The sequence below is a fragment of the Pseudomonas sp. GX19020 genome (assembly GCF_023371075.1).
Classification (GTDB): domain Bacteria; phylum Pseudomonadota; class Alphaproteobacteria; order Rhodobacterales; family Rhodobacteraceae; genus Pseudogemmobacter.
In genome coordinates this window covers 63,409-77,612 of the sequence record NZ_JAMCCR010000018.1, presented here as the reverse complement: position 1 = coordinate 77,612, position 14,204 = coordinate 63,409, and the positions used below count along the sequence as shown (strand labels likewise).

General features: G+C 58.4%; 12 protein-coding genes and 1 pseudogene. All 13 read right to left on the bottom strand.

Annotated elements, in window-relative coordinates:
- Nucleotides 1-73: 73 nt before the first annotated feature.
- Entirely contained in the window at nt 74-781 is a 708-nt protein-coding gene (queE, locus tag M3484_RS20515; RefSeq protein WP_249499021.1) for a 7-carboxy-7-deazaguanine synthase QueE, read from the bottom strand.
- Nucleotides 778-1,131: a 6-carboxytetrahydropterin synthase QueD gene (gene queD, locus M3484_RS20510; RefSeq protein ID WP_249499020.1), complete on the bottom strand. Its 354-nt coding sequence runs from the start codon at nt 1,129-1,131 to the stop codon at nt 778-780. Before queD ends, queE begins: the two co-directional genes overlap by 4 nt.
- Nucleotides 1,131-1,832 carry a 7-cyano-7-deazaguanine synthase QueC gene (gene queC, locus M3484_RS20505; protein WP_249499019.1) on the bottom strand — a complete coding sequence of 234 codons (702 nt, stop codon included), beginning with the start codon at nt 1,830-1,832 and terminating at the stop codon, nt 1,131-1,133. Before queC (M3484_RS20505) ends, queD begins: the two co-directional genes overlap by 1 nt.
- A gap of 229 nt (nt 1,833-2,061) precedes the next feature.
- Entirely contained in the window at nt 2,062-2,640 is a 579-nt protein-coding gene (locus M3484_RS20500; RefSeq protein WP_249499018.1) for a VUT family protein, read from the bottom strand.
- The gene (gene queC / locus M3484_RS20495; RefSeq protein ID WP_249499017.1) at nt 2,637-3,359 is read right to left on the bottom strand and encodes a 7-cyano-7-deazaguanine synthase QueC; all 723 of its coding nucleotides are present in this window, start codon (nt 3,357-3,359) and stop codon (nt 2,637-2,639) included. The genes M3484_RS20500 and queC (M3484_RS20495) overlap by 4 nt, the downstream gene beginning before the upstream one ends.
- A complete protein-coding gene (gene dbpB / locus M3484_RS20490) occupies nt 3,356-4,477 on the bottom strand; it encodes a DGQHR domain-containing protein DpdB (RefSeq protein ID WP_249499016.1) in 1,122 nt (373 codons plus the stop codon). Before dbpB (M3484_RS20490) ends, queC (M3484_RS20495) begins: the two co-directional genes overlap by 4 nt.
- A complete protein-coding gene (dpdA, locus tag M3484_RS20485) occupies nt 4,464-5,768 on the bottom strand; it encodes a tRNA-guanine transglycosylase DpdA (RefSeq protein ID WP_249499015.1) in 1,305 nt (434 codons plus the stop codon). The genes dbpB (M3484_RS20490) and dpdA overlap by 14 nt, the downstream gene beginning before the upstream one ends.
- Nucleotides 5,765-6,898 (bottom strand): DGQHR domain-containing protein DpdB, encoded by a 1,134-nt coding sequence (gene dbpB / locus M3484_RS20480; protein WP_249499014.1) that lies wholly within the window; start codon nt 6,896-6,898, stop codon nt 5,765-5,767. The genes dpdA and dbpB (M3484_RS20480) overlap by 4 nt, the downstream gene beginning before the upstream one ends.
- Nucleotides 6,895-7,800: a hypothetical protein gene (locus tag M3484_RS20475; protein ID WP_249499013.1), complete on the bottom strand. Its 906-nt coding sequence runs from the start codon at nt 7,798-7,800 to the stop codon at nt 6,895-6,897. The genes dbpB (M3484_RS20480) and M3484_RS20475 overlap by 4 nt, the downstream gene beginning before the upstream one ends.
- A gap of 680 nt (nt 7,801-8,480) precedes the next feature.
- Nucleotides 8,481-9,284 (bottom strand): annotated as a pseudogene (locus tag M3484_RS20470) (transposase); the annotation flags it as partial.
- A 272-nt stretch (nt 9,285-9,556) separates the two neighbouring features.
- Nucleotides 9,557-10,714: a DGQHR domain-containing protein gene (locus tag M3484_RS20465; RefSeq protein WP_249499012.1), complete on the bottom strand. Its 1,158-nt coding sequence runs from the start codon at nt 10,712-10,714 to the stop codon at nt 9,557-9,559.
- The gene (locus tag M3484_RS20460; protein ID WP_249499011.1) at nt 10,714-11,565 is read right to left on the bottom strand and encodes an HNH endonuclease; all 852 of its coding nucleotides are present in this window, start codon (nt 11,563-11,565) and stop codon (nt 10,714-10,716) included. The genes M3484_RS20465 and M3484_RS20460 overlap by 1 nt, the downstream gene beginning before the upstream one ends.
- Nucleotides 11,566-11,884: 319 nt before the next feature.
- Entirely contained in the window at nt 11,885-14,143 is a 2,259-nt protein-coding gene (locus M3484_RS20455; RefSeq protein ID WP_249499010.1) for a hypothetical protein, read from the bottom strand.
- Nucleotides 14,144-14,204 lie beyond the last annotated feature (61 nt).

Below are 14,204 nucleotides of genomic sequence, written 5' to 3'. Positions count from 1 at the left end.
GTCAGGGCGGGATACGTTCTTGCCATAGGCGCTCGGCGATCGATGTCTGGACGTGATCGGGACCGCTAGACTGTCAGACACCGCGCTTGTTGCCCCAGATCAGGACATGCAACTGCGGCAGGATGCGGGGAGCGAACCAGCCGTCGGCCATGGCCGTCTCGGTCAGCCAGCCAAGCCGGTCAGCCAGCGCGTGAAGATCAACCGGCGTTTCCGGATCTACCTCCGGATTGCCGGGCTGAAGGTAGAGCGGCATCTCGGGATGACGGGCATGGGCTGTCTTTGCCCAGTCGTAATCAGCTTGGTCGAACACTACGATCTTCATCACGGTCTGTCCGGCCCGAGCACCCGCCGCGACACTGGCCGCAAAGCTGTCCCAGTCCACAGTTTCGCCGCTTGACGGCGGCTTTGGCGACAAGACCAGGGTGTCGAGCGCCGAAAACCATGGCCGCGCGACCGAGCCCTGGGTTTCGCAGGCAAAGCGATAGCCCATGGACCGCCCGCGCTCGATCACCGGCCCGAAATCCTGGATGGCCGGGTTGCCGCCGCTAACCGACACCGTCAGGGGCCGGCTCTTGGAGAGGCGCAGAACCTCGGTCCAGACCGCGTCGGGGCTCATCGGTGACCAGGTATGGCGGTACCGGCTTTCTACTGCATGCAGACTGTCGCACCAGTTGCAGCGATAATCGCAGCCGCCAGCGCGGATGAAGACGGTGGGCTCGCCGATCAGGGCGCCTTCGCCCTGGATCGTCGGGCCGAAAATCTCGGCGATCCGCAAGGTCATGGCCTATACTCCGCCCAGGTCTTGGGCGTCTCGCTGACCAGGACGGCGCTGGTCTCGGGCCATTGCGCTCGGCACCAATCGTAGAAATGCCGGGCCAGGTTCTCGGCGGTCGAGGGAACGTCCAGCAGATCGTTCAGATGCCGGTGGTCGAAGCTGTCGTCGATATAGGTCTTGAGCGGCTTGAGATCATGGTAGTCGCGGACGAACCCATCCTTGTTCAGGGTCTCGGCGGCAAGCTCCACCACGACGATGTAGTTGTGACCATGCAGCCGCGCGCATTGGTGATCGGGCGGCAGATGGCTCAGCTGATGCGAGGCGGAGAATTGGAACTCCTTGCGGATGCGGAACATCAGCGCCCCTCCTGCGCGGCGACTGCCTGAACCCAGTAGTCGGGATCGGCATAGGGGGTGGGGTCCGCGACGCCGGCAAGATGGAAGGCCTCGCGTCGCTCCACGCAGGTGCCGCAGCGCCCGCAATGGACCTCGCCGCCCTTGTAGCACGACCAGGTTTCCGCAAAGGGCGTGCCAAGGGCTGCCCCCTCGCGCACGATGTCGGCCTTGCTGCGTCGGACGAACGGCACGTGCAGGCGCACATCGGCATAGCCGTCAAGCGCCGCCTGCTGCATGGCGTCGAACGCATCGGTGAAGGCCGGACGACAATCGGGATAGATGAAGTGATCGCCGCCATGAACGGCGGTGGCGACGGCTTCGTCGCCATTGGCGGCGGCTACCCCGAAGCCGATCGCCAGCATGATCGCGTTCCGGTTCGGCACCACGGTGATGCGCATGGTGTCCTCGGCATAATGGCCGTCCGGCACGTCGATGTCGTCCGTCAGCGCCGAGCCGGTAAGCGTGGCCCCGATCGGGCGCATGTCGATCAGGTGATGGGGCACGTCCAAGCGTCGCGCGGCAGCAGCCGCGAAATCAAGCTCCTTCCGGTGGCGCTGGCCGTAATCGAAGGAAACAAGCCGCGTGAGCTGGTGCCGGGCGGCGATGATATGCGCGAGCGACACGGAATCCAATCCGCCCGAGCAGATGACAAGTGTTTTCATGTTGGGCCTTTGTTTTGATGTTCGGGTAGGCTGCGACCGGATGGCGGGCATCTATCGGCATGTCGGACGCTGTGCAACCGCAGGGCAGATCCGGCGCATGTGCCCAGCCTACACGAGAAGCAGTGTTCAGACTGTCCTTTTGAAGCGCTCACTCTGCCACAGTTCTGGTCAAGGTCGCTGCAAGGCGTTGCTATCGGCCGCGGACCAAACGGTTGCGGCCAGTAGTTGATTAGGATGAGGCTGCGGCCATTCCAATGCGCTGATCCCGATTGCGAAGAAGGATCAGCACCGGGATTGCCACAAGCACCATCAAGATCTTACCGACAATCTGCCCTGCAACAAAATCTAGGCTGCCGAACGCCAGTTGAAGGAAGATGATACTGTCGATGATGAGCCCGACAACGCTGCTCACCACCGCAGCCAGCACAAGTCCACGCTTTTGCAGCGGAGTGAAAACCAAGAGATCCGCCAGTTCTGAAAACAAGAAGGCCGAGGCCGAGGCGACGACAAGACTCGGTGCAGAGAATCCAACCGATAGCGCTGCGCCAAGCAGAATGGCGCCTACGGACCACCAAAGTCCGAGCCTGCGTTGCACGAGATCGCGCAAGACCAGTCCGAGGCCGACCATTAAGACCCCGCTTGGTGCGGTCAGGCCGGGGGCAACTGGGATCATGCAGGGGCCACCGTCGGGCAGGCAAAAGGTGCCGACATGCTGAACAAGATAGTTCGCGGCCGGAATGCAGGCGGCAAAAGCTGCCAGAAAGGCAAAGCCCTCAAGGCGCCGTTGGGTGTCGTTGGGCTTGTTCATCCGCTTCTCCCTGCGAGTGTTTCGGTCCGAGACCGGAACTTTTCATAGCCATTTGCACGCAACTGGCAGGCGGGGCAGTTCCCACATCCATAACCCCAGGCATGTCTATGAGTACGGTCCCCAATGTAGCAGGTGTGGCTTTCCTCGATGATCAGATCGACAAGATCGCTGCCACCGCTCTCTTCCGCCAGTTGCCAAGTTTCAGCTTTGTCTAGCCACATCAGGGGTGTGTCGATCACGAAGCGCTTGTCCATGCCAAGGCTTAACGTGACCTGCAGGGCTTTGATCGTGTCGTCGCGGCAATCAGGGTAACCTGAGAAGTCGGTTTCGCACATACCGCCAACAAGGTGACGGATGTTACGCCGATAAGCCACTGCTGCAGCAAGCGTGAGGAACAGAAGGTTTCTTCCAGGCACGTACGTGTTCGGCAAACCGCTCTCAGCAATGGTAATTGCCATGTCCTGCGTCAGCGCTGTTTCGGAAATCTGCCCGAGGATCCCTAGATCGATCAGATTGTCTTCCCCGATGCGCTCCGCCCAGTCGGCTTGGATGCCTCCGATCCTGCCTAGGATCGTCCTGCGGCACGCCATTTCGACGATGTGCTTTTGTCCATAATCAAAGCCGATCGTTTCGACCCGATCGAACCGCGAGAGCGCCCACGCAAGGCATGTGGTCGAGTCCTGACCACCGGAGAACAGCACGATGGCACTGGAGGTCATTGTTCGGACCCTGCAGGCACCGGAGTTTGTTCGGACGCCATCTTAGTCCTCCAAAGGCGGTCGCGCTGATCGGTCCGCACCTCTCGAACAATATAGTCTGACAACAAAGCGATGTCGCTGCTGACGTTCTGGATCCCTCGCCAGCTGCGGCGTTCACCGTTGCCGAAGTCCCATTCACCCTGAGTCCAAGCAGTTAGCGGTTTAAGACAGGCAAGACCGATTGCAAATTGATCGCGTTTCGTCGCCTTGTCAAAATAGGCTAGGAGTTCCATCACATGCCCCATCGCAACGATTCCTGCGCCGTGCACAAGGCGTGAGGTCTTTGGCTTATGCCCCTCCCAATCACCGCGGAAGGTTTCGCGGACAGCCCAGTAGAACTCGTTGATCAGATCGTAGCAGCGTTCAACGCCATCAGCCTCTGGCAACAGTTCACGCATGGCCCCGTCGCTGACGGAGTTCATAATCACCTTTTGGATTGCGGTATCCTTCACCACGCCGTCTGGGTTGGTGTGCTGGTGAATAAGGCCCTTTAGCGCTGACCCTTCTGTAAAATTCAGTCGTGCTGTCAGTTCGGCAGCCAAGGCGCGTTCGCCCATCTTGCGACTGAGGCCCTGCATTGACGGCAGAAGTTCGTAGATCAGCGATTTCGGCAACGGTCGAGCCGAGTTAATTAACACGAATTGACGTTTCAGTTCTGCCTCGTCGCGGCAAACCACGGCAGATACGAGCAGTTGAAAATCCCCTCGCGAGGCTTGCGAAAGCGCGGTCAGACGTTGCTGACCATCGACGACCCACCCCGGTTTCGAGGTGGAAGTGTCAATCTTCACACGACAATGGCCTCCATCGTGCCGGTCAACCACTGTCAAGCCACCCAGAAACGCGACGACAATTGGATTTGGCAGGACCGCATCGTCTTGCTCCAGATAGTCACGGATGTTCCGAACGTGACTGGCTATCTGGGGCCGCTGAAAACCGCTAAGGCTCCCGTCATTGTCTCGACCAGCCCGATCAATCACGGCAAAGTCAAGAATTTCTGCGGCGCTGGCCGTGAAGGTCAGCACATCATGCGCTGCGCTCTGGTTGGCAAAGACAGCCGAGAAAGTTTTAGTGGAGCGCATAGGCAGACTTTTCTTTAAGGTTTTTGAGGTGACTTGAGTAGATGTGAAGATTATGAATGCCGCGGCGTTTGTTCCGGTTCGAGGCACGGAACAGCATGACTTCGATCGAAACCTCACGGCAGATCACGCAATTGCATTGCTTCCAAGGGCGATCGGTTAGCGTGCGCTCATATCGGCTGCGCAACTCGGAAATCTGTCGCGATCCGGGTAGGTTTTGTACCAGATCCCCAATCGTGGCGGGTACCGCGTACGCGAGCACTTTCTCAACGGTTTCATCGAGGTCTGCTTCGTTACGATCGTAGCGGCGTAGTGCATCGAGCGCGTCGGCCTCCATCTTCTGAAGGTCTTCCTGATGCAGAATGCCTCGTTTTGCGAGGTTCATTAGTTTCGGGTTCTCGATAGCCTGCGGCACCCGGATCGCGGTGTAGTAGTTCAGAGTGCTGCCCGAACCTGGCAGATAGAAGTTTGATTTCCCGTCCTTGAAGGCGCGGATAAGTGGTGAGGTAGTGTCGAAACTGGTGATGCCCATCCCAAAGAACTCGGAAATGTTGTCGGCCTTCGCGAAGCCGAGCACATGCAGACGCGTTTCGCGCGGGATGGCCTCGCGGATGGCAGCAACGCAGGCCTTGATCTGCGGAGCCTTCAGGGGAACCGTGCCCCCAAGAGCAAGATAGTCATAGCCCATCGCAACCAGCCTGCGTGCGGCCTCGGCCATGCTTCCAGGGGACCAACCCTGAATGACGCCCAATGGGCAAAAGCGATTTGACATGTGCCGCGTGGCCGCGAGAAACGCCTCCGCATTGGCTTGTGTGATGTCAAAGCGACGGCGGTTCTCCTCGGTCCCGCCATTCATCCCCGTCATGACCTCAGTGAAGTCGAATATGATATGGTCGACCGAGCAACCATGCGTAAACTGCCCGTCATCGTAAAACTCGGCGGTGTCTTCGGGCTTGTACGGCGGAACGTCCTCCTTGTGGTAGGAAAACGCCCCACAATCGCCAAAGATGTCGAGTGTGGCATATTTCGGGTCATCGAGACGTAGAAACTCTCGTGCGCCGACCCGTCGAAAACGCATTGCCTGAGCCTCAGTGTACTTCCCCGATATCCCGCTTCCTGCGCCGCCGCCGACGATGGCACGCGAAACCAGCATTCCCTGATATGGGGCATATCCCAAGGCCTCATGGGGGTAATGGTCGTCCCAATAGGGGCGACGGCCCTCGGCGTTGCGCTCCCGCACAAAATCATAGCCCGGATCGACGTAGTCGAGACTATCTGCGAAAATGAACTTCATTTCATGGCCCTGGACAGTTCCCGATCCTTGGCGACCAGAAACTGTGTCAATCGGTTGATGTGCTGGGGCGTTCCCTGCACCTCATTCCACGCTAGCCCGAGTTCGACTGGCCAGCGTCCTTCTGTCCACGCGCAATGCGGCGCAAGACGACCAAGGGCTGTGCGAATTTCCTTCCACGGGTCCGGCATAGATTCGGTGCGCAGGATTAACGTATCCATGAGGGAGGCCATGGATTTAATTCCGGCAGAATGCATCAGACGGCTTTGCGTCGGATCCTTGCCCCACGCCTCCTGAAAGATTTCCTTTACCGCGGTCCAGTAGGCAATCAAAGCCTCAAAGACCCTCTCGGCTTCGATCCCGTCGGCATTCCGCATCGCCGCTAGCCCGCCATAGGCCGGTCGCAGATTTTGGCGAATGGCGGTGATCAGGGCTTGATCCGAAATCACACCGCTCGTCCCACTTGATGCTCGTTTGATTAGGCCGAAGAAGGGGGAACCGGGACGCGTGTTCAGAAGAGTACATAGTTCCGACGGCAGAACGTTCTCGCTCAGATCTTTGGGGAGAAGCGCGCCAACTTCGGGCAGCAGTTCATTGATAAGGCGGGGCTCAAGAGGCTTTGATTTGTTAACCAAGATAAATTGTTCGCGTTGTGTCTTGATGTCGGGCGAAACGAAGGCGATCACTGGCACGGGAAGGGCGCTATTCGTGGTGCGGGAGAGGGCAATCGAACGCTGTTGGCCATCCACAATCCATGCAGCACGCTGACCTTCCTTCCCCCGTGGAATTGTCAACGTGCCTGAACGACCAATGTCGCTCAACCCAGCAGGCGCCGGCCCGCGCGATGGTTCGAACAGAACGCTCCGCGACAGTGCAAGAATAATGGCATTCGGAAACAGCACGGGTCCGCTATCGAGAAACTCGACGATGGAATTCACATGGGCCCGGATTTCCTTGCGCTGGAAGCCCTGAAGTTCATTGGCTTCACGCTTGATGCGACTGATATCGGCGATTTGCAGGATGTCGGAGGCAGCGATGAAGAAAGCATAGAGCTCAAATGCCCCGGCTTGCTGAGTCCGGATTGCTCGCAGCACAATGGCGTTTTCATTCAAGGAAGCCTTTGACATCTTCATACCAAGCCCTCGGCCGCCAACGCTCGTGCAATACGTGTGAAACGCGACTGCTCGCAAGAGATGAGCAGAGCGTCTCGCAAATGGCGCAGCAATCGCTGGCGGTTACCATTTGCTGACGGCCAAGCTTCGATTAGGGCTGCCCGAATTTCTTCGTCCGACTTCCGTTCTCGCTTCGGGAAAATCGGCATACGCATCGGTGCTAACGAGTGTTCCACCCGCGTCCGATCTTCGACCAACCCTTGGACTGGCTGACTTTGGGTCAGCATGGTGAAATGACGCAGCGCACGGCTTGCAAAATCGCTTTTGGTTCCAGGAAGTGGGCTGTCGGGACCATCGAGACGCGTATCGTAAGGCATAATATTTTCTACGAACCGACTGCCCCTCAAGGTCTCGCCAGCACCAGTGAAAATGCGAACCTTGCTGGTTGTCTGGGGATCGAGTTCCGAGAGGTCGTTGTAGATCATTTCCAGATAGGTTCTCGGTAGCGCGAGGCAAACGCGCCCTTCCGTGTTGGCAATCAATTTTTTGAGGGCACTGTTAGGGAACGTAGCCCGCCACCAATCAACTGGACGCGTACCCGCCGGGCATCTTGCCAAAACGTTCTCGTCAGTCGACCCGGTTGTGGTAAGCGAGTATGCTGGGATCTCGCACTCAGGACCGACGAGGCCGAGGCCCGCGCTGATGACGAAATGAGGAACACCCATGATTCGCGCTGACCAGGCGGCGTCTGTGAAGGCCCTTCCTCCATACAAAAGCGCGGCCCTGTAGGGTTTCGACGTTGAAGCGACGAGCGCGCGCCATTGATCCGCTACGTCCGATAAACTTCCTGCCGACAAATTGGCTGGATGCAAAATCGGATCTATGGGCGCCTTCTTGCGCCGGGAGCAGGCTGTGATGATCATCGCTTCGCAGTATCCGAACAGGCGCTGTTGAGTGCTGTAGTATTACTTTGATACTGCTCACTTGTCAATTAACTGCACTGCCATACACAGCATTGTGCAGTTTACCAAAGGCATCAGCGCAAGAATAAATAGTTGATTTTATTTGGCTAATTAGCGTAGTGAAAGCCACCCATCGGACACATCGTCAGCGACACATAGGGGTTCGCCATCCAACGCACGTTTTGCTGGCATTCGCGGCACAACGGCGTGGCGCGGCGAATGTTGTGGCCAGGCCGCCGGGTCTGGTGCAGCCTGGAATGACTACTCGCAGCATCTGCACTGCGGCGCAGAACCCGCTTGCTGCGGCTGCGAGCGACTTCATCGTCATGCTGCGCTCGGTCCGACTGGTCGCGGAATCTGTACTTTGCCTCGGAAGTTATGATCTCGCGTCACGGAGTTTGAGCGGCCGCTTCGACGCATGCCGCAGGGAAGCACCCCCCAAGATCGACCGACTGATTGGGGCCGCCCCCTTACGCGGCGGTTGAGAGGTCTGATTAACCGAGGGTTCACTCGTTCATCCCCGCCGCGTGCCGATCGGAGCTCTTCGCCGACAGTCGTGCGGCCTGCGGCGAAGGCCTGCCTTCTCGAATGCAGCAAAGAAGGCATAAACCATATCGGCCGAGGGTGCGTGGAAACAGTCGGTTATGGGCGACGACCAGCTGGGCCTCTGTATCGACAGCGCTCTGGACGTTGTAGCCGACCATGCCGCTGTTGCGGGCATTTGTCGCCAGCCATGGCACGCGCATTCGGATTGTTCAGCGAGATCTGGCCATCCGGCGCCTCTGCCAGTTCGATCCCCATCGCTTTCAACCGGCCAATCTCTTGGCGGATGCTGCGATAGCCGCGTGCCAGATGCGCGACTCGCTCGGCCTGCGTCTCGCCCTCCACCAGACGATCGATGCGCACCATGTCCTCGATTTAATTGCGACACTGGCCTCGATATGAACCAGGCGGCTGGCGATCTTGCCTTTGGTGAAGTTGCGATCGCGGTTGTTGACCGTTTTAAATTTGCTGCCGTCGATCGCGACACAGCCTCCCTTCAGCACACTGATCCGGAGGCAAAGTTCGATGAATTGCGCACAAGTCCGGCAGATGCCAGGCCCATCGTCGACCCTGAAATCGGCAATGGTCTTGTGGTCCGAGGCGAGCCCGCCCGTCAGCCACATCAGTTCCACATTGCGCCCGGCCTCGTGTTCGAGGCGGCGGCTCGACGGGTGGCGGCTTAGGTAGCCATAGATGAACAGCTTCAGCAGCAACGAGGGATGATAGCCGGGACGGCCAGTCCGCGCTTGTGTAAACCGCGCGAAGCCCAGGCCCTTCAGGTCGAGTTCATCTACGAATAGGTCGACGACCCGAGCCACGCTGTGTCCGTTGATCTGGCCGTCCAGCCGATGGGCAAACAGGGAAGTCTGATCGCGCACGACGCCCTCGATGAACCCTGCCATCTCGACCTCCCAAACTACGGGAAGGTCTAATACATAAGGGAATTTCCGCACAGCCTCGACCGCAGCAGTCCGTACCTTCTGCCCTGCGGCGTTCCCGAAAGTGGCGACTCAGACAAGGTGCAGCGAATTCCTCGGAGAGGTGATAGAAGCCGCGGTCGGCCTCGCCCTAACCTGCCTGACCCCATACCCAGGCAACTCGGCTCATTCAGTGTTGCAGCAACATTCTCGTTGGCGTGTTAGGTTTGAGGCCTACTGCCGCTCCAATCTCTTTTCTAATCGGCCTCCAGCGGTGGGACCGCTCCACCCTCGCCTGATAGATGAACCTGAAGCCAGTTACGGTCGATTACCTTGAGGCCTTCGTACCAAGGCTCGGAGTTCGCCACATTAAAGGACAAAGCTTCCAGATCAGTCATGACCTGATCACGGCCGGCCCTTGTGTCGTAACTGGTGCTCGACCATTCCGCGTCGAAAAACAACCGATCGAGTGTCGACAGAACATCTTTGGTGACGCTCTTCACTTTTTCTGGGTCACCTGGATCCACCTGATCGCGAAGCCGAGGATTGCGCGCCCAGGTCTTAACCGTCGCGCATACGAATTGGGTCATGCAAATTAGGCCGACCTTCGACATCAATTTGCTATTTTTGACGAAAAGATCAGGCCATTCGACTTTGATGACTGACCACATTGCGATCAGAAATGCATTGACGCTGTCGAGATCTTCCAATTCGCCGAATCCAAGCAACTTGACTTCAGACGCCATAGATTCGATCGCAGATGGTGCGACGATCCTTGCCTCTGCGGCGTTATTCGGCCAGTCAACCATTCCCTTGAATGGGCTTTCTTCGTCTTCGTCCAATACGCCCACAGAACCTAGATTGGGATTGAGCGACAAGCGCGCGGTCCGCAACCGGTCTTCCAGTTGCTCCTGCGGATAATTTAGCGCCAAGGCACGCAGATGATCCGGGGGAACTTTCGCAGACTTGTTGTTGATGACCAGGAACTGGAAGGCCATCTCAAGATCAGTTGCCTCGAGAATCGCGACAATGGGAACGAGGGTGTCCTCACTTGCCGATGCTAAGCCTCTCAGACGATGCTGTCCGTCAATGACCAAGCCTGGTTTTGCCTGCCCCTCGGTCCATTCGAAACTCAGCTTGCCCATTGACCCCTGGTTATCAATGGCGATGTTTTTCATCCCTATGACGATCGCTGTCGGGATTGTGTTATTTGGATCATCCGCGAAGAAACGCTTTATACTCGAAATCCTGCTTTTCTTTGGCTCACGCTGCGGACCAAGCTTGTTATTCGGGCCGAGCCTGTCGACATCGGTCCAGGTCGCCACTTGTCCAGCCGGAGCATTGAAAAGCGCAAGGAGCGGACCGCCGCCGTCCGCTCTCTGGCGAAAAATGAATGCGTCATACTCAAATAGCATTAACTCGGTGTCCATCTAACCAGTGTGCGCGCCTCGTCATGCACACGCATATTGAAGAAATCGTATCCTTGATCGACGTCGACCTTTGCAGGTGGTTCTCGCGGTCCGATCGTGAGGAATGCGTCGCGAAGTGTAGTACCGTTTGCTTGTGCATAGGAGGTTGCTGCACGCATGTGTAGGGCCATTTTCACTTCCCTTGGCAATGTTCGCAATCCATCGGTGTCCGACAAAACCACCGGCTGGATCCAAGCCATATGCCACGTTGCAAGGTGTCCTTTTTTGCTGTTGCAAGAAGGGCAAGCTGGGAGAAGATTTGCTTCGACAGTGTCGCCGCCGAGTGCCCGGGGCCAAACGTGATCGACCGTCGCCTTTAATCCCTGAGGAGCATCGTCAAAGTATGCACCGAAAAGGCGTCCGCAACTGTAACAATGTCGGGGACCATGTGCCATGACCGCGCGCTTCATTGCCGGTGTAGGCTCTTTATTTCCCTGCTCGGCGCTTACCAGAATTTCCTCTATCAACTCGCCAAAATCACCGCTGTATTCAAGTGGGGTTAGCTGAATGATATCACAGGTCCGCTTCCTGAGTTCAAGAACCTCGGCAAGGCGATCCGGCAAACTCATTTCCCTTACGTCATCCGCGAGGCGGATCAGCCTCTGTTGAAGATGTAAGACGGCCGTTCCAATTAGGAAACTAGCCAAGTCTTCTGACCGACGTCCGAAACGCAACTCAGCCCCCCTGAGAGTTTCGAAAAGAAAGCGCGTTTCCTGATGATATTCAGCAAGAAGAAACAACAAGCGTTCGCCAGACGTCGTGGGTTTCCAAGGTTCCGGGTTAGCAAGTAGTTCCATCTGGACGTGTTCTGAGTGTCTGATTGTGATGCGAACGTACCTTAGGCTAGAAGTGCAAACATCGGCAACAGCAGAAAGCCTGTTGCTTGCCGTCTGAGCGGCTGCATTTGCAATCATGCTTTGGCAGTCGAGCCGCCACGCAGTGAACTGCTAACCGCCCGTGACGGGACGCGGGGCAGAGTGATCGCTGCGCAACGGACGAACGACCGCTGTCCCAGGTTTGCCGCGGGCGCAATGCCGCACCACCTTCCGTCAGCTTTCCGCCCCTTGTCGACATTTGCCTACTCGAGAGTCCTAGAGGCACGGTCCTCTTTCCACACTATGCTGCGGCCCAAACCTGATTGAGGATTCTAGCTGCAATCTCGGCCTTGTCCTGCGGAAGGAAGCGCCCATAGTGCTGCGCGACCATCTCCGGTGTATCCTGAATGGCATAGCTGGCCTGCTCGTAGGAGCCTGTCTGCTTGAGGATGTGAGTGGCGAGAACATCCCGCACATTGTGTGGGCCATGGGGCAGCAATCCTTCGATGGCCCCCTTCCCTGTCCACGGGTTGTAGATCCCGTAGCGCTGGATCGCCGTGCGCCAGGCCTCGTAGAAGGTGTTCTGACCATAGGCCGCGTCGGTACTGGTTCGCTTTGCCGTCTTGACGAAGAACGTGCCGGGATCTGCCGCCACGCCGATCAGGCGCTGCCGATGGCGATCAATCCATGCGTCAATCATCTCGTAGAGCCGACCGAGGTCGGGCAGGATCAGCCGGAACGGCTTGGACCCGAAAAATGACGAGGTCGCATTTTTGAAGGCAATAGCCGGGATCAGGATTTCCCAGCCCTGGTCACGTGTGCTCCAGCGCAGTTCACCGCGCTTCATGTCCTCCAGCCGGCGCTCTGAGGTCGGCATGCCACCCCGCCCGCAGAGCAGAAGTTCGCGCAAGTTCTTCTGGCGCAGGCCGGTATGCATGCCGACACGCAGCAGCAAGAAGGCCCTGACCGCCTCGGCAGATGAACGCGGGTGCAACTCTTCGTCCGGGAGACGCCGGAGAATTTCTTCGGTGATCTTCCGGTACTCGCCGACCGGGCTCGGGGCCTCCAGCACGGGCAGGATCGGCTCGAACGGATCGCGATGGATGCGCGCAACCCTATCGATCTCTTTCGTGCGCCGGCGGGCATGTTTGTACATCCTCTCGCAGGCGCTACCCCAGTCCGCCTGCACCGAAGCAATGTCGTCAGCAGAGATCAGGCCTTCGATCTCCACCACACGGTCGGCCAACTTTGGCATCTGCCGCAGCCATCCGGTCTCTTCCCGGCAAAAGGCAGCGGCGATCGACAGCAGATCGATCTCCCATTTCGTATAGAAGCCGCGCCGGCGCTCCCGCCATTGCAGATACCAGTCCCAGACCTGTGGAAAGACCATCATCGCGAAGGTGAAGCATTGCGGATCGGCGCCAAATCCGCGGACCTCGCTCTCTGCCGGGGCTGCAAACGCCCCGAACCAGAGCCCGAAATGATCCGCTTTCTGCGTGGCAGTCTCTTCGCCCCAAACCCCGTTTCGCTGCAACCCGAAGGCTGCAAAGGTCGATGTTTTGAAGCGCAGCAGCTCTGCCATCTCGTCGTTCAGTCGCGCCGGTGCATCGACGATCCCGGCTTCGGTGTCGCTGACCGCGCCCGGCAGCTTCCGACGGGGGCCGGAAACACAGGCAAAACGGACCGCATAGCGCTGGCGCATCATCACCGCCTGATAGCGCCGGTAATCGGTCGATCCGCTGACAATCACCCGGCGCACCCATTCGACAATCTCGACCTGCTCTTGTCGGGATCTGTGATTGAAATCTTCCGGCAGGTGCCAGGCGAGCCGCCGACGTTCGGCGGGCGTCACATCCTGCAGGATGAAATCACCGGGGGCTCTCTCGGCACCGCCCCGCTTGCTGGCGAAATAGCCCTCCGGCAGCCGGTAGCGTCGCTCGATCCGCTTGAGAATTTCCAGACTGATCGCGGACCGTGGTGCCTTCTGACCTTTGCCCCATGAAATCAGTGTACTGCGATGGACCCCGTCTTCCGGCCGCACCACCGCATTATAGAGGTGATAGGTCGTCTCCCCATGCCGGGCCGCATGCAGGCGCAGCGCTTCGCCAAAGCGGCGCGGCTCCTCCCAGGTATCTTGCAGCGGCGCCGGAAATTCTTCGATCAGACGGGCTTTCCGGCCAGCATTCGGATGGGCGCGCCGGATGCGGGGTGGCTTCGGCGGTCGCAATCGCCGCTCTGTTACAGCCCGCGACACCGCATCAAAGATCGGCTTCAGCACGGCGCGCGCGGCGGATAGCTGGCTGGCCTCGATCCCCAGGGCCTCGGCCAAAGCCCGGGTATCAAGGCTGCTGCCCCGATAAGGCGGGTACTCGCCGCGCTCCAGCAAAGCGGTGAGGTAGCGACAGAGGTTTGCAACCTCGGCTGAGGGCAAAACGGCGGCGAGCCGCAGATCACAGTAGTCCTGGATCTTCTGTGGGGTCAGGTCTTGATGTCGTGAGGCCATCTTCGTGCTTCCATCTATCGCGGGGCGATCAGGCTGCTGGAAGGACGAGATGTGCAAAAGGATGTCCGGTCAGGACAACGAACTCAGGCCGCCCACCAGCCCTTGCAGGATGACGGAT